This is a genomic window from Hymenobacter aerilatus (assembly GCF_022921095.1).
Classification (GTDB): domain Bacteria; phylum Bacteroidota; class Bacteroidia; order Cytophagales; family Hymenobacteraceae; genus Hymenobacter; species Hymenobacter aerilatus.
In genome coordinates, this window is sequence record NZ_CP095053.1 from 4,708,054 (window position 1) to 4,724,304 (window position 16,251).

A 16,251-nucleotide genomic window follows, 5' to 3' on the forward strand; every position below is an offset into this window, starting at 1 on the left:
GAGGGACTGAAAAGAGACTAGCAGCTCGGCTGCTGCGCTCCATCGGATTACAACGGGAATGCCGCACGGAGGTTTTTGTGAGACCTACCCAAACTGTGACGCCAGCATTTGCGTAGGGCTCTGCACCACGGTAAAGCAGGTATCGGCTTCCTAAGACAGTGGAAAACGCTGAATAAGTTTACTGAAATTATCTAACTGAACGGGTCCAAAGCGGTTCACAAAAGGTGAAGCGACACGTAGTAGTTAAAGTTCTGTTTATTTCCTTCGTATGAGAAGAAAGATTTTGCACTATTTCCTGTCGCTGGCTCTTGCTGGATCGGGTGTGCTATCGGCGCGGGGCCAGGCCACGCAAACGCCCCACCCCGAGCGGCCCAACTACCGGGGCGATGGTAAAAACTGGGAGTCGATGACGCCGCCCGACAGCAGCCAACTGCGCTACACGGTCTTTCTGATTGGCGATGTGGGCAAGCCCGCCGATGCCAAGGTAGGCGGCGAGCCATCGTTGAACTACTTGCGCCGCCAGATTCTGGCGGCTGGTGCCAAGAGCACCACCGTTTTTTTGGGCGATAATATCTACGAGTACGGCCTACCCCCAGAGGAGGCGTACGACCGCAAGATATCGGAGGAGCGCATGGTGGCCCAACTGAAAACCCTGGAAGGCTACCAGGGCGAGAAATACATGATTCCGGGCAACCACGACTGGAAACAGGGCCACGCCGGTAGCGTGGAGCAGGTGAACCGCCAGCAGGACTTTGTAGAGCGCTACCTGCAAAGTGACTCGGCCGCATTTGCCTACACCGGCGACTTTTTCATCCCGCGCGACGCCTGCCCTGGTCCCTACGAGATTCAGCTCTCCGACAACCTGGTGATGATTGCCGTGAACTCGCAATGGTTTTTGCAGACCAACGGCGAGCGGCCCTATGGCAGCAACAACGACTGTGGCGTAGCCAACGAAACCGACTTTTTCACGCAAATCGAAGACATTATTGCTCGCAACAAGGGCAAAAACATTATGGTGGTAGCCCACCATCCGCTGTTTTCCGACGGCATCCACGGGGGCTACTTCACCTTCACCGACCACCTGTTTCCACTGTCCATCGTCTACAAGTACGCCTACCTACCGCTGCCCGTTATTGGCTCCATCTACCCGTTGGCGCGCAAGTACGGCGGCATCAGCCAAGATCTACCCCACCCGCTGTATCAGTCCTATAAGAAGGGCCTGATGGAGATTTTCGCCAAGTATCCCAACATCATCTACGCCAACGGACACGAGCACAACCTGCAGTTTTTCCGGGAGCAAAACATGACGTTTATTACCAGTGGCTCGGGCTGCAAAACCCAGCATGTGAAACCGGGTAGGGGGGGCGACGCCGTATTTTCGGACAAGGAAAAGGGCTTTGCCCGCGTAAACTACTACACCAACGGTGAGGTGTGGACCGAGTTCTGGGTGCCAACTGGCCGGGGCGAAACCGGTCGGCTGGTGTTCCGCACGCCCAATTACGCGCTGCAGAAGGACGTGGCTACCAAGCAGGTAGGCAGCGAGTCGAACCAAGCAATGCCAAACGTGCCGCAGCGTAATTTCCGCGACAGCACCGTGACGGTGGCCATCAACCCGGAGTACAACGACCACAATGGCTTTCACAACTTCATTTTTGGCAAGCACTACCGGAAAGAATGGGCCACGCCCGTGCCGTTTCCGGTGCTGGATCTGGCGCGTGAGAAAGGCGGCCTGACACCCTATAAAGTAGGTGGCGGCAAACAAACGGCCTCACTGAAGTTGCGCAACAACGAAAACCGCAACTACACCCTGCGCAGCCTCGACAAAGACCCCGCGGCCGTGCTGCCCGAAGCCCTGCGCGACGGTGCCGCCCGCGACCTGCTGCAGGATCAGATTTCGGCCCAGCACCCTTACGCAGCGTTTGCCCTACCCCCGCTGGCCTCGGCAGCGGGCATCCTGCACACCAACCCGGTGCCGCGCTTTATTCCGCAAGACCCCCGACTGGCGCAGTACTACAACCGCTTTGCCAATACCACGGCCATGTTGGAAGAAGATGCCAAGGATGACCAAAGCAATGTGGCCTCGCTGGACTATGCCACCAACCTGGTAGGCACCGACCGCGTGATGGAGCGCCTGGAGCAGGACAACGACAACCAGGTAGACAAAAAGGACTTTGCCCGCTCGCGCTTGTTTGATATGTGGATTGGCGACTGGGACCGGCACGAAGACCAGTGGCGCTGGGCTGAGAAAAAGGACAAGGATGGCGACCGGAAGTTTACGGCGGTGCCCGAAGACCGCGACGTGGCATTTTTCAAGGGCGATGGGCTGCTGCCCTACCTGGCCTCGCGCAAGTTTGCGGTGCGCAACTTCCAGAACTTTGGCTATGACTACGCCGACTGGCGTGGCCTGAACCTGACAGCCCTCAGCAACGACCGGCGCTTCTTGGGTGAGCTGACCCAGAAGCAATGGGTGAAAATTGCCGAGGACATGAAAAACCGCCTCACCGACGCCGAGATTGAGCAGGCCTTCAAGAAGCAGTGGCCTGCCGAGATTTACGCTCTGCACGGCGCCGAGATTGTGGCCAAACTCAAAAACCGCCGCAACCTGCTGCCCCAGGTAGCTGCCGATTACTATGGCATGCTAAACAAAGTAGTGGAAGTGAAAGGTAGCCGGAAGCGCGAGCTGTTTGAGGTAGAGCGCCTACCCGATAGCAAACTGCACGTGACCATGACCAAAATCAGCAAGAAAGGCAACACCAACAAGGTGTTGTTCGACAAGGTCATAGACGGCAAAGTAACCAAGGATGTGCGCCTGTATGGCGTAGCCGGCAACGATATTTATAAGGTGACGGGGCAGTCGAACGGCGGGCCTATTCTGCGCATCATTGGGGGCATTGACAAGGACACCATCACCGACAACTCGCGGGTAGGCGGCTTTCTGCGGCGCCACAAAACGCTGGTGTATGATAACGAGGTAGACACGGCCAACGTCATTACGGCCGGCTCCGAGACGCGCTTGCACCTGGAACCCGGCAACGACGTGAGCCGCTACGACAACCCCAACCGCGCCGACCGCAAAGACTACCGCCTCAACTACTTTGGGCCGGCGGCTTACTTCGGCTACAACATTGACGATGGTCTGTTCGTGGGCGGCGGCGCCACCTATCGCACGTATGGCTTCCGGCGTGGTCCGTTTGCCACGGAGCAAACGTTGGTGGCTAACTGGGCACCCTCGCGCAATGCCTACAACATTCGCTACACGGGTACCTTTGTGGATGTGCTAGGCAAGTTCGACCTGAAAATCAACAGCCAGCTCTACGGCCCGCAGCTGCTCTACAACTACTTCGGCAAGGGTAACGACTCGCGTAATATCTTGGCCGAGCAGTCCGACGACCGGGTACGCAACCGCGACATCAACGACAATTACCGCGTGCGGTTCTCGCGCCTCTACGTGGCACCCATGCTGGAGAAGGACGTGTTCAGCTTCCTGAAGGTAGGGTTTGGCCCGCAGTACGACCAGTTCCGGGTGTCGACGTTTGACGTGGGCAATCAGATTCAGCAGGGCATCGACAATGGCTACACCGGCGCGGCGCTGGGTATCCGGCCCTCCGATTTTCAGCTGAACCGCTATCTGGGCGGTAAAATCTACATGAACATCGACGCGGCCAGCTCGCCCAAAAACCCGCGCATTGGCCTGCGCTGGTACAACAGTGCCGAGTTCAACCACCAGCTGGGTGGCGAGATGCTGAACTATGGCCGCTTGGCCTCCGAGTTCCGGGCCTACATCAGCCCCAATTTCCCGTTCCAGCTCACCTGGGCCGGTCGGGTAGGGGTGGCCCACAACATCGGTGACTACCGCTTCTACCAGGCCAATACCCTAGGCGGACAGAATACCATGGTGCTGTCGGCGGCCAACCTGCGCGGCTACCGCCGCACGCGCTACGCCGGCCGCAGCTCGCTCTACGGCAACTTAGAAGCCCGCTTGCAGCTCTTCAGCTTCAATGCCTACCTGGTGCCCGGCAAGTTTGGTATCCTGGGCCACACCGATGCCGCCCGTGTATACTCCGGCAACGATGTGCAAACAGGCCTCAAGGCCTTCCATACGTCCTACGGCGGCGGTATCTGGATAGACGTGCTCAAGCAAGCCGTGCTGAACGCCACGTATTCGGTGGGCGAGGAGAAGCTCATCTTTGTCGGTTTCGACTTTCTGTTTTAATGGTTTTTCAATTGTCATCCTGAACGCAGCGCAGTGAAGGACCTTATCACGTTGAAACGAGTCGTTACTATGTTTTTCAATGTAATAAGCTCCTTCACTGCGCTGCGCTGCGTTCAAGATGACAGAAGAGAACTAACCAGTACCCTTTTTCAGGAAAAGACGTTAAGAGCAACGCTTAACGTCTTTTCTTTTTTGAAACACGCTCATTTTCGCGTACATGACGCTACTTTATTCCCTACGGTTTCCGGCTAAAGCAGCGCTATTGAGCGTAGGGCTTAGCTTAGGATTTCATTTCGCCAGTGCACAGGAAGCGCCACCGCGCACACCCGTATACCCAGTGCCGGCGCCTACCCCCTCCGATACTATTTCCGTGGGCGAGGTAGGGCAGACCACCGAAGCCCGCGAGTTTGCCGTGCCCTCGGTTATTGGAATGGGGCCCAGCAAGGGCATTGTGGCGCACATTGAGCGCCTGAGTGACTTTCGGATCGACACTAAGACCAAAAGCAATACGGAGGGGGTAGCCGACGTGAACACCCGCACCACGGTGACTAAAAACAGCCGGGCCTTTATCAAAGCCTACGCACCGCTGTGGAACCGTCCGCACTTGAAGGTGATTCTGGGTGTGAACTATGATCGGGAGGAGTTTCAGTTCAAAGACCCCGATGCCTCGCCCTTCTACCGTAACCTAGAAGACAAAGGCCTAAAAACCCTGGGCGCACAGCTGGCCGCCATTCGGCCCATCGACGAGGTGCACTGGTACCTGGCCCGCGTGAAGGGCGAGCTGAACGGCGACTATACCTCCGAGAGCAGCAACCTGGGCTTCAACGACTACCTGAAAATGTCGGGTGAGTTTATCTACGGCTGGAAGCGCAACGCCCGGTTTGCCTGGGGCGTTGGGTTGCAGCTGAGCTACACCTTTGGGCGGCAGAGTATCTACCCAGTTATCCTCTACAACCGCACCTGGAACGAGCATTGGGGCGTAGAGTCGTTGTTTCCGGCCCGCGTTACGTTCCGCTACAACGTGAACGAGAAAACCCTGTTGCTGGGCGGCTACACCGTAGATGGTCTCAACTACAACATCACGCTGCGCGAGCCCCTGCCCAATAGCAACCTCACCACCCTCATCATCCGCGAAACGGAGCTGAAACCCCGCTTGCGCCTGGAGCGCGAAATCTATGATTTCTTGTGGTTTGGCATTGAGGCCGGCTACCGCTATAATGCCTCCTTCAACGGCTTCGACTACGACGGCAACCGCGGCTTCAGCCTGTTCCGGGCCGGCACCCGCCCCCGCATCATCGACAACACCCTGGGCGGCGCCCCCTACGCCAGCCTGGAGGTCTTCATCGTGCCCCCGCGCAAGCTGTTGAAAAAGACGATGGGGAAGTAGAATCGTGAACTTGTAAACAGGAAAAGCGTCTGTCATCCTGAACGCAGTGAAGGACCTTCTCACGCAAGAACGAGTCGTCCATATGACATTGTTCTAGTGTGAGAAGGTCCTTCACTGCGTTCAGGATGACAGACGCTTTTCCTGTTTATAACTTCACAAACTCATAACTTCACCTTCCTTCCTCACCCTTTTCTCCTCTTCTTCTGCGTCAGCTTCTTTAAGTACTCGTAGGTGGCGAGTTGGGCTTGCATGGGGGTAGCACCGTCTTCAACCTGCATGAAGTTGTTGTGGTAGTCGCGCGACTTCACATTGTCTTGGCGTTGGAAGTCGAGGAGTAGGCGCACTTCGGCGCGTAGCTTTTCGTCGAGAATGGGGAAGGCTACCTCTACGCGACGGCTTAGGTTGCGGGCCATCCAGTCGGCGGAGGCCACGTACACCAGCTCCTGGCCGCCATTGCAGAATAAGTACACGCGAGCGTGCTCCAGGTAGCGGTCCACAATGCCTTGCTGACTGATGTTGTCACCTGCGCCGGCCGCATCGGGTATCAGGCAGCTAATGCCCCGGATAAGCAGCTCTACCCGCACGCCAGCTTGGCTAGCTTGGTAGAGCCGTTTGATCATGTCTTCATCCTGCAAGGCATTTAGCTTCAGAATAATGTAAGCATCCTGGCCGTTTCGGGCGCGCTCCATCTCCGCATCAAGTAGAGCGTCTAGGCGGGTGCGCAGGTCAAAGGGCGCGGCCAAAATGTACTCCAGGTTGGTAGGCGGCTGCCGGTCGTGGAAATAGCGGAACAGCGCGGCCACTTCCTGCGTCAGGCGCGGATCGGCCGTAAATAGGCCGTGGTCGGCGTAGATGCGGCTGGTGGCTTCGTTGAAGTTGCCGGTGCTGAGGTAGGCGTACTGACGGTTCTGCTCGTTCTCGGTGCGCGTAATCAGCAGCAGCTTGGTGTGCACCTTCAGCTCAGGCATGCCCATAATCACGTCGGCGCCGGCTTTCTGCAGCTTGTCGGCCCAGAAGATGTTGGATTCTTCGTCGAAGCGGGCTTTCAGCTCCACTACCACCGTCACCTGTTTGCCTTTTTTTAAGGCTTTCAGCAGAGCTTTCACCACTTCGCTCTTGCTGCCCGCCACCCGGTAGAGCGTGATGCTGATGCTGTTGACAAGTGGATCGGCGGCGGCTTCGCGCAGCAGGTTCACTACGTAGCTGAACGACTGGTAGGGTAGGTGCAGCAGGTGGTCCTGGCGGGCAATGGCGGCCAGCATGGTGCCCGGCCGCGCTGGCAGGGTAGGGTGGGGTAAGGGCGGCTGGGCCTCATACTGCAAGTGCGCCAGCTCAAAATCCGGGAAGCCGAAAAAGTCGCGGAAGTTGTGGTAGCGGCTGCCCTCCACCAGCTCGTCGCGCCCGATACCGGTTTTCTGCATCACGGCGCGCAGCACCTCTTTGGGCATGGCGGGGTCGTAGAGCAAGCGGGCCGGAAAGCCGGTTTCGCGCTTTTGCAGGCTGCTTTTGATTTTGAGGAGCAGGTTGCTCGATACCTCTTCCTGAATGTCCAGCTCGGCATCGCGCGAGAGTTTGATGGCCTGCACTTGCACGTGCCCGTAGTCGGGAAATAGCTCGTGCGCGCCCACCCGAATTACATCGTCCAGAAACATTACGTAGTGCTCCTCGCCTTCGTCGGGTAGGCGCACAAAGCGGCCACCGTGGCGCTTGGTGGGCAGCTCCATCACCAGCACGCGCTCTTCGTCGGCCTGCTTTTTACTGGCTGGGTGCGTCAGAAAAAACGTGAGGTATACGGCCTGGTCGCGCAGGAACAAGTGGTGCAGATTGTCGTCCAGGAAGATAGGGGAAAGCAGGTCGCGCACATGCTCGTGGAAGTACGCCTGTACCCACTCGCGTTGCGTGGGGCTCAGGTCGTGCTCCGAAATCAAGTGGATGTGCTCCTGCTGCAAACCCGGCAAAATCTGCTGCCGAAACGTGTCGCCGAAAGCTTGCTGCTGCCGCCCTACCTCCTGCAGTACCGTTTGGAGTAGCTCGGCGGGGTCGTCGCCCAGCTTGGCGCGGGTTTTCTTCTTCAGCTTCACTAAGCGGCGCAGCGTAGCCACGCGCACCTTGAAATACTCGTCGAGGTTGCTGGAGAAAATAGCCAGAAACTTCAGGCGCTCCAGTAGCGGCACACTGGGGTTCTGCGCTTCCTGCAACACGCGGTAGTTGAACGTCAGCCAGCTCAGCTCGCGGTTGAGAAGGGGTAGGGCCGGAGGGGTAGTAGTGGACGTTGCCATAGGGCGAGGCGTTATTTCTGGTTCTTGGGCGTGTCGTAGAAATAAAACTCTGCGTTGGCGCGGTCAATGGCTGTCCAGTTATCCACTCGAAAATGCAGGCATACCACCGCCGCGGTCGACATTTCGTTGAGGGGGGTAGGGGAGAGCAGGTTGGCAAACTCCGTGATGGTGTTATTGTGGCCTACCAGTAGTACCGAGCTGGCCGAATCGGGGCATTCGCGCACTATTCGCAGCAGATCCTTCACCTCGGCCCGGTAGATGCTTTCATCCACCACAATCTGGTCGTGGGGGTAGTGAATCTCGCGGGCTACCAACACAGCCGTGCTCTGGGCCCGCACCGCCGAGGAGGTCAGCAGCAAGTTTACCTTGATGTTGCGCTCGGCCAAGGCCTGCCCCATCAGCGGGGCATCGTCGCGGCCCCGGTCGTTGAGGGGACGCTGGTGGTCGTTCAACTCGTCGTAGCTCCAGCTGGATTTAGCGTGGCGCATCAGATACAGAATCTTCATGGGTAGAGGCACGATGGGTAAGCACGTCTCTTTACTACGCCCCGGCCGAAATGGTTATCGGGCACGGGCAAGGTTGCGGATAGGCTGGCCGCAAGAAAACGGCCAATACAAAGGCCGAGGTACAAGGGAATTGAGAGATGCAGTTTGTAGATGTGATTCAATTTGAGAATTGAATTCCAAAAATAGAAATATTTATAAATTATATAAGATAGATGTATTGGTTTATAATCAACTCAAGAGGAATTTTGCTGTAGAAAATACACATAGTCAAGGCAATGAGCAGATATAATACTTTCCTGAGCAATAATTTGCTTATTCCTATTTTAGGATTATTGTTGTGCGCTGGTAGATACGAAGTAAAGGCCGAGGGCTCAAAGAACCTAACGCCGGGTACGACCTCACCTCGAGCCGCCACCAATGCAACCAACGACTATGTGGGCTACCTCCAGCAAAACGACGGCAACAATACCCGCGAGTTTCTGAACGAGGGTAGCTCGGCTGCCGAACGCATGTACGTGCACGTGGAGCCCAACGAAACCGTGCACTACGGCGTGCACCGCATGAACTACAACAATACGCACACATCCCTGCGTATTCAGCTGCGTTATATATCAGCGGGAACATCGACTATCAATACGGTCATGTCCACGCAAATCAATCCGGCAACGGGCACTAATCCCAACAACGCCCTGCTGGCAGCTGGTCCTGGTGTCATTGATAATCCTGCGCAAGCCAGCGTGGGCCCCAACTACGATGGCACCGTTACGGGGGGGTACAATCCGCTGTCGTACACCAACATCACGGGTAGCGCCCAGGAATTCTGGTTGGAGTTTGTAGCCGTAAACACTGATGGTAGTGTTGTCGCCAATAAAGTACGTACAGCTTATGACATCTGGGACGTGACGGTGCGCGCTGCTACTGGCGAGAAAACCGGTCGATTGTACTCGCAAAGCTGGGGTTTCACGGCGGGTTCAGACGTAGCCCGGCTGGCCAGCACCTTTTCGCTCTACCCCCTCATTCCGAATCCTAATTACGATGGTACTTATTTTATTAAGCGGGTCGATTACGCCGGGATGCAGCCCTGGGGTGTACTCCTAACGGCCAACTCCTACGGCGTTAGCAAAGCTTCTGGTACCTACAAAGACTGGCGTAAAAGTCGTGGTGGATCTTTCAATACGGCTGAGTATAAATTGTTTGTGAATGATCCGGATCCGGCTATTTATCCTACTACCATTCGCCCTTCGGCCCCTACCATCAGCACCAGCTGCCGCTCCGATAACAAGGGAGCTATTTTCACGCTACGCGTCGATCAGGCTGGTTTCGGCACCATCTTCATCGATGGCAACAACAACAAGATCTATGAAGCCGCGAATGACCGGCTGCTGGAAGGCCTGACGCAGAAAGGCGACAACCAGTTCGATTGGGACGGTACTTCCGATACGGGTGTTACCATGCCTTCCGGCAACATCAACATCACCTATTCAAGTGGGGTAGGGCCAGTAAACTTTCCCATCTTCGATGCAGAAAACAATACCGGCGGCATCATCATCCGGGAGGTACGGCCCGGCAACACAGGCAACATCGACTATGCCTTCTGGGACGATGCTAATTTGACCAATTTCCCCGCGCCCCAACAAAATCCGTATGGCATCAACTCGGCCGAGGGAGCGCACAAATGGTCAGGAAACATTGGCGACGTGGTGACCGTGAATACCTACGCCGTGGGCCTGATTGCGCGTAATCAGTCCAATAACATCACCTACAACAATGGTAGCTGTTTGGTAATTGCTCCTGTAATATTGCCGGTAGAGCTAACCAGCTTCACGGCTACGGCTCAGAAACAGCAGGTAGCGCTGCGCTGGGCCACGGCCTCGGAGAAAAACAGTGCGCAGTTTGTAGTAGAGCGTAGCCTCGATGGACGGCGGTTTGAGGCCGTGGGTCAGGTGGCCGCGCAGGGCAACAGCGCCAGCACCCGCATCTACACCTTCCTTGACCCGATTTCCGAGCTGAGCGGCAGCATCTACTACCGCCTGCGCCAGCTCGACCTCGACCAGACGGCCCACCTCAGCCCGGTGGTGACCGTGCAGCTGGCCGCAGTAGCCGGCACACTCTACCCCAACCCCGCTACCAGCGAGGTGGCGGTGCGGTTCGCCGCGCCCCTACCCCACGAAACCGCATATACGGTGCTGAACGCGGCTGGCCAGGTGGTGCAGCACGGAACAGTATTGCCGGGTGCTGAACTGCGTATCTCAGTGGCCGATCTGCCAGCGAATGGCCTCTACCTGCTGCGCGTAGGCACCCATACCTACCGCTTTTCGAAGTAAGTAGTGTAAAGTATAAAAACCTGTCATCCTGAGCGGAGTGAAGGACCTTCTCACGCTAGAACGAGTCGTTGATACGAAAATCGTTCTGCCGTGAGAAGGTCCTTCGCTCTGCTCAGGATGACAGGTTTTTATACTTTACACTACTTTACTCCGCCTCGTCGTACTCCGTTTGGTTGGGGTAGCGCTGGCTGTGCAGCTCGCCTACCTTGCGCACCAGCAACGCCCGCAGCTCATCGATGTTTTCGCGCTCCTGGGCCGAGATGAAAATCACCGGGTCGTGCATTTTGGCCATATAGGTGGCTTGCAACTGCTCCAGGGTAGGCCGAATCAGGGTGCCGTCTTCCTCGTCGGGGTTCATGTCCTCGAAGCCGCCGTCGGGGTCGATGCCTGCTTCGGCGTCGGGGTTGTACTGATCTATTTTGTTGAAGACAAGTAGGATAGCCTTGTCGGCGGCGCCGATGTCCTTCAGCGTGTCGTTCACCACTTCGATGTGCTCCTCAAACGAGGGGTGCGAAATATCGACTACGTGCATGAGTAGGTCGGCCTCCCGAATCTCGTCCAAGGTGCTCTTAAAGCTCTCAATCAGGCGGGTAGGGAGTTTGCGGATAAACCCTACTGTGTCGGACAGCAGGAAGGGCACCGTGTCCAGCACCACCTTGCGCACCGTGGAGTCAACGGTAGCAAAGAGCTTGTTTTCGGCAAACACGTCGGAGCGGGAGAGCAGGTTCATGATGGTGCTCTTGCCCACGTTGGTGTAGCCCACCAGCGCCACCCGCACCAGCCCGGTGCGCGACTTGCGCTGCGTCACGCTCTGCTTGTCGAAGTCTTTCAGCTTCTCTTTCAGGAAGGAAATCCGGTCGCGCACCACGCGGCGGTCGGTTTCGATTTCCGTTTCACCCGGTCCGCGCTGGCTCACGCCCCCGCCACGCTGCTTGTCTAAGTGGGTCCAGAGGCCGGTGAGGCGAGGTAGGAGGTATTGGTATTGGGCCAGCTCTACCTGCGTGCGCGCCGTGGCCGACTTCGCCCGGCGGGCAAAGATGTCGATAATCAGCAGCGAGCGGTCCACGATTTTCACCTTCAGCTCGGCCTCCAGGTTGCGCAACTGCGAGGGCGACAGGTCGTCGTCGAAAATGACCATGCTCGCGCCCGAGTGATTCACGAAGGCTTTGATTTCGGCCAGCTTACCCTCGCCCACAAACGTGCGGATGTCGGGCTTCTCCAGGCGTTGCACGAAGCGCTTGACCACTTGCGCACCAGCGGTTTCGGTCAGAAAAGCCAGCTCGTCGAGGTATTCTTGGGTGGTGGTATCGGGTTGGCGCTTGTCGGGTACGGCTACCAGCACGGCGGTTTCCTGATCCTGGGCCGTGTTGTAAGTAGCGTCTTTGTTGCCTTTGGCCAGAATGCGGCCCGCCCTACCCTTCACCGTATCGGTGGCGCCGGGGTGGCGGGTGCTATTTCGGCGGCGTTTGGAGCCAGATGTAGTACTCAAAATATAGGTGGTTTAATTGTTAAATGGTTGAATAAGTGAGTGGTTGAATGAGTGATTGAGTGAATGCTTTTTATCCGTCATCCTGAGCTTGCGAAGGACCTTATGCCCGCAGAACGAATCGTTATAACGCTGGTCGTCCATATATGAGAAGGTCCTTCGCTGTGCTCAGGATGACACACTTTTTTTCACTTGGTCACTCAGCTACTCAGTCACTTCAAGGTTAGCGAGTAGGCTACTACTTGCTCAATCTCAGCGTCGCTGAGCTGATCTTTGAAGCCAGGCATCTTGCCTAAGCCGTTTTTCACCATATATATACGGCCTGTGGTATTGAGGTTGCTTTTGGTGAGGTCGTGAGCCCCGTTGGCGCCTTTGCGGCCGTCTTCGCCGTGGCACGCAGCGCAGCGCTGTGTGAAAATAGCCTGTCCGGCTGCCAAGGCGTCCTGCTGCAAAGTGCCCACTATGGCTTCTGGCACCTCCCCAGCCGAATCGACCACGATGCCGTTGGGAGAAACGGATACACCGGGCGTGGCGCGGGTGGTGTCGGTGGAGCTACAAGCGGCCAGTAACCCCAGGCCGACGGCCGGCACCAGTACCCACCGCAGCTGGGAAAAAAAACAAACAAGCATAGGCAAAAAAGATAACACCAAAACCTGCCGCAAAGTAGCCAATGCGCTGCTGTTTCTGTAGACGCACGGCAGGCGGCCCGCGTAGGGTCAGGTAGGCGGCGCGCCAGAAACGAGGTATGTGGTTGTGCGTGAATTAAAACAACTCTATATTTAATTGAATTCCGCTGATGGCCGCTGAGGAGAAGAAAAGTTGACAGCGCCGCACTACCCTACCTTCCTTTCTCACATCGTGTATGAAAACAACCACTACCCACCGGGGTGTGCTGCTCTTGCTGTGGCTGCTCCTGTTCTTGGCCGGGTGCCAGCAATCCAACGACGACCCGCAGCCCGCGCCGCCTACCGGACAAGAGCGCTTTGTGTCGGCTACGCAGGTGGCCACCACTCCCAAAGCCACGCTACAGCTACTGGCTACACTGGGCGGCTTCGGCAATTATGCTTCCTACGTGCAGTACGACGTGGCGTTTTACCGCTTTATCTACAAAACCACATTTCAGGGCAAAGAAATTCAGGCATCGGGTCTGTTGGGAATTCCGCAGAACACGACCACGCCGCCGGCCCTGCTCAGCGCCCAGCACGGCACTATGTTCCGGCAGGCCGACGCGCCTTCCAACTACCCCAACACGTTCAGCGGGTTTGAGCTATTTGCGGGAGCTGGCTTCGTCACGGTCATTCCCGATTTCATCGGCTACGGCGAGTCGAAGAACATTTTTCACCCATACTACGATCAGCCCGCTTCGGCCGCGGCGGTGGTCGATATGCTGAAGGCGGCGCAGTACTACCTCCAGACTCAGCAGGTAACGCTAAATAACCGGCTATTCCTGGTGGGCTACTCCGAGGGCGGCTACGTAACCATGGCCGCGCAAAAAGAAATTGAAACCAACGCCGACCACAACCTGACCCTAACGGCCGTGGCGGCCGGCGCAGGTGGCTACGACCTGACGGGCATGCTCACGCAGATTGCCACGGTACCATCGTATGCCACACCGGCTTTTCTGCCTTTCATCATCCAGGCATACAATACCACCTACGGCTGGAACCGCCCCCTCACCGACTTCTTCCAGGCTCCTTATGCCGCCAGAATACCCAGCTTGCTCGACGGCTCGAAAACACTAGACGAAATCAACGCTCAGCTCACCACCGAGCCGGCCATGCTGTTTACGCCTACCTTCTACGCCAACCTAAAAAATAGCACCGGCGAAACCATGCTGAAGCAGAAGCTTCAGGAAAACAGCTTTCTGACTTGGGTGCCGAAAAGCCCTACCCGTCTCTTCCACGGTACCGCCGACGAGTCGGTGTTCTACCAAACTTCCGAGTCGACTTACAAGCGCTTTCAGGCGGCGGGTGCCACCAACGTGGAATTCTTTCCTATTCCCAACGGCATGCACCGCACCAGTATCGCGCCCATGATGGTGAACGTGCTGCCGTGGTTTCAATCGTTGAATAAGTAGAAGAAGTAGTTGTCCTTCCGAGCGGCAGCGAGGAAGCTGAGTTGAACCGTTGTAGAGGTTTATTCACATTCCTTGCTTTCGCTCGGAAGGACAAGCAACAATCCCCCTACCTTTGCGGGCCAACTATTTACCCGCCCGAATGCGCGTTGCTATTGTTATCAATACCTCCTGGAATATCTGGAATTTCCGGCGGAGTCTGGTGAAAGCCCTACAAGCTGCCGGCCACGAGGTGCTGGCCATTGCCCCCCCTGACGACTACTCGCAACGCCTGGAAACCGAGTTGGGCTGCCGCTACGTGCCGGTGCTGATGGAAAACAAGGGCACCAATCCCGCCAAGGATGCCCAGCTCACGCAGCGCTTCTACCGCATCTACCGTCGCGAACGGCCCGATGTGGTCTTGCACTACACCATCAAGCCCAACATCTACGGCACGCTGGCCGCCAAGCTGGCGGGTATTCCCAGCGTCAACAATGTGTCGGGGCTGGGCACGGTGTTTATCGTGCGCAACCTGGTGAGTCGGGTAGCGCTGGGCCTCTACCGGTTTGCCTTCCGGTTTCCCCGGCGAGTGTTTTTTCAAAACGACGACGACCGGCAGTTGTTCCTGCAATACCGGCTGGTAGCGCCCGGCATCACCGATTTACTACCCGGTTCGGGTGTTGATATCCAACGGTTTCAGCCCGCTGCCGAGTTCACGCGCAACACGCCCTTTACCTTCCTAATGATTGCGCGGGTACTCTACGAGAAGGGAATTGAGGAATACTTTGAAGCAGCGAAGCTGGTGCGTCAGGCCGTGCCCGGCACGCGGGTGCAGCTGCTGGGTGGCATTGATGAGAGCGGGGGGGTAGGGGTGAAGCGCGCAATCTTCGAGCAGTGGCTGCAAGCCGGCAATATTGAGTACCTGGGCACTTCCGACGACGTGGCTTCTCTCATTCATCAGGCCGATTGTGTGGTGCTGCCCAGCTACCGCGAGGGCACACCCAAAACCCTGTTGGAAGCGGCGGCTATGGGCAAACCCATTGTGACAACCGATGTGCCCGGCTGCCGCGAAACCGTAGTGCATGGCCACAACGGCCTGCTCTGCCAAGTGCGCGACGCTGCCGACCTAGCCGAAAAGATGCTGCAAGTTCAGAAACTGTCCGACCCCGATCTGGCCCAGATGGGCCGCGCCAGCCGCCAACTGGCCGAGCAAAAATTCGACGAGCAATTGGTGTTGGACAAATACTTGCGCATTGTGGAGGAGCTAACGCGCCCAGGTCGCTAACCCAACGTAACTTCGCAGCTCAGAGGGACACCTGTTCTCAATGTTTAACTAGTGATACATGGAATTTAAGTACTTCGATATTGCAGGGGTGGTAGAGGTGCTACCTCGCGTATTTGGGGATGCCCGCGGCGCCTTCTTTGAGTCGTTCAGCGCCGAGAAGATGGCTGCTGCTGGCATCGTCGGCGACTGGGTGCAGGACAACCAGTCGCGCTCCGATCGGGGCGTGGTGCGGGGCTTGCACTTTCAGGCGCCACCTTTTGCCCAGGCCAAATTGGTGCGTGTGGCAGCCGGCCGTGCCCTCGATGTGATTGTGGATATCCGCAAAGACTCGCCTACCTACGGCCAGCACGTAGCCGTAGAGCTAGATGCTGAACGTTACAACATGCTCTACGTGCCAGTAGGCTTTGCCCACGGCTTCACGGCCCTAGAAGACAACACGTTGTTTCTCTACAAGTGCACCAACTACTACGCGCCGCCATCGGAGGGCGGCCTGCGCTGGAACGATCCTGAGTTGGGTATCGACTGGGGGCTGCAGGACGCCACCGTATCAGCCAAAGACCAGGTGCTACCGTTGCTGAAGGACTTCGTAAGTCCATTTTAAAACGAAGCTCGCCTGTCCTCCTGAACATTCCGCGCATCAAGCGGCGATGAAGGACCTTCTTACGCTAGAACGATGCTCATAACAACGGCTCGTTCTAGCGTGAGAAGGTCCTTCATT

10 protein-coding genes are annotated in these 16,251 nt (G+C 56.9%); 6 read left to right on the forward strand and 4 right to left on the reverse strand.

Annotated features, from left to right (window positions below; genetic code table 11):
• The first annotated feature begins 268 nt into the window (after nucleotides 1–268).
• Together MUN82_RS19725 and MUN82_RS19730 are read left to right on the forward strand one after the other, a co-directional pair.
• Nucleotides 269–4,213 (forward strand): metallophosphoesterase, encoded by a 3,945-nt coding sequence (locus tag MUN82_RS19725; protein ID WP_245093168.1) that lies wholly within the window; start codon nucleotides 269–271, stop codon nucleotides 4,211–4,213.
• A gap of 217 nt (nucleotides 4,214–4,430) precedes the next feature.
• Nucleotides 4,431–5,600 (forward strand): DUF6268 family outer membrane beta-barrel protein, encoded by a 1,170-nt coding sequence (locus MUN82_RS19730; protein ID WP_245093170.1) that lies wholly within the window; start codon nucleotides 4,431–4,433, stop codon nucleotides 5,598–5,600.
• A 182-nt stretch (nucleotides 5,601–5,782) separates the two neighbouring features.
• Here MUN82_RS19730 and ppk1 read toward each other — a convergent pair whose 3' ends face one another.
• Together ppk1 and MUN82_RS19740 are read right to left on the reverse strand one after the other, a co-directional pair.
• On the reverse strand, nucleotides 5,783–7,879 hold the full coding sequence (gene ppk1, locus MUN82_RS19735; RefSeq protein WP_245093172.1) for a polyphosphate kinase 1: 2,097 nt from the start codon (nucleotides 7,877–7,879) through the stop codon (nucleotides 5,783–5,785).
• Between the two features lie 11 nt (nucleotides 7,880–7,890).
• Nucleotides 7,891–8,385 (reverse strand): SixA phosphatase family protein, encoded by a 495-nt coding sequence (locus MUN82_RS19740; protein ID WP_245093174.1) that lies wholly within the window; start codon nucleotides 8,383–8,385, stop codon nucleotides 7,891–7,893.
• 308 nt (nucleotides 8,386–8,693) lie between these two features.
• Here MUN82_RS19740 and MUN82_RS19745 point away from each other — a divergent pair, with 308 nt between their 5' ends.
• Nucleotides 8,694–10,709: a T9SS type A sorting domain-containing protein gene (locus MUN82_RS19745; RefSeq protein WP_245093176.1), complete on the forward strand. Its 2,016-nt coding sequence runs from the start codon at nucleotides 8,694–8,696 to the stop codon at nucleotides 10,707–10,709.
• 145 nt (nucleotides 10,710–10,854) lie between these two features.
• Here MUN82_RS19745 and hflX read toward each other — a convergent pair whose 3' ends face one another.
• Nucleotides 10,855–12,198: a GTPase HflX gene (hflX, locus tag MUN82_RS19750; RefSeq protein ID WP_245093178.1), complete on the reverse strand. Its 1,344-nt coding sequence runs from the start codon at nucleotides 12,196–12,198 to the stop codon at nucleotides 10,855–10,857.
• A gap of 209 nt (nucleotides 12,199–12,407) precedes the next feature.
• Nucleotides 12,408–12,824 carry a c-type cytochrome gene (locus MUN82_RS19755; protein ID WP_245093180.1) on the reverse strand — a complete coding sequence of 139 codons (417 nt, stop codon included), beginning with the start codon at nucleotides 12,822–12,824 and terminating at the stop codon, nucleotides 12,408–12,410.
• 233 nt (nucleotides 12,825–13,057) lie between these two features.
• Between MUN82_RS19755 and MUN82_RS19760 the strand changes: the two genes are divergently transcribed.
• The 3 genes from MUN82_RS19760 (at nucleotide 13,058) to rfbC (ending at nucleotide 16,134) form a co-directional block, all read left to right on the forward strand.
• Nucleotides 13,058–14,272 carry an alpha/beta hydrolase family protein gene (locus MUN82_RS19760; protein WP_245093182.1) on the forward strand — a complete coding sequence of 405 codons (1,215 nt, stop codon included), beginning with the start codon at nucleotides 13,058–13,060 and terminating at the stop codon, nucleotides 14,270–14,272.
• 139 nt (nucleotides 14,273–14,411) lie between these two features.
• A complete protein-coding gene (locus tag MUN82_RS19765; RefSeq protein WP_245093184.1) occupies nucleotides 14,412–15,533 on the forward strand; it encodes a glycosyltransferase family 4 protein in 1,122 nt (373 codons plus the stop codon).
• Between the two features lie 58 nt (nucleotides 15,534–15,591).
• Nucleotides 15,592–16,134, forward strand: coding sequence for a dTDP-4-dehydrorhamnose 3,5-epimerase (gene rfbC, locus MUN82_RS19770; protein ID WP_245093185.1), 543 nt, complete (start codon nucleotides 15,592–15,594; stop codon nucleotides 16,132–16,134).
• Nucleotides 16,135–16,251 lie beyond the last annotated feature (117 nt).

Excerpts from the sequence above, each read along its gene's own strand:
- MUN82_RS19725 (WP_245093168.1), top strand. The coding sequence starts at position 269 with ATGAGAAGAAAGATTTTGCACTATTTCCTGTCGCTGGCTCTTGCTGGA.
- MUN82_RS19730 (WP_245093170.1), top strand. The coding sequence starts at position 4,431 with ATGACGCTACTTTATTCCCTACGGTTTCCGGCTAAAGCAGCGCTATTG.
- ppk1 (WP_245093172.1), bottom strand. The coding sequence starts at position 7,879 with ATGGCAACGTCCACTACTACCCCTCCGGCCCTACCCCTTCTCAACCGC.
- MUN82_RS19740 (WP_245093174.1), bottom strand. The coding sequence starts at position 8,385 with ATGAAGATTCTGTATCTGATGCGCCACGCTAAATCCAGCTGGAGCTAC.
- MUN82_RS19755 (WP_245093180.1), bottom strand. The coding sequence starts at position 12,824 with ATGCTTGTTTGTTTTTTTTCCCAGCTGCGGTGGGTACTGGTGCCGGCC.
- MUN82_RS19760 (WP_245093182.1), top strand. The coding sequence starts at position 13,058 with ATGAAAACAACCACTACCCACCGGGGTGTGCTGCTCTTGCTGTGGCTG.
- MUN82_RS19765 (WP_245093184.1), top strand. The coding sequence starts at position 14,412 with ATGCGCGTTGCTATTGTTATCAATACCTCCTGGAATATCTGGAATTTC.
- rfbC (WP_245093185.1), top strand. The coding sequence starts at position 15,592 with ATGGAATTTAAGTACTTCGATATTGCAGGGGTGGTAGAGGTGCTACCT.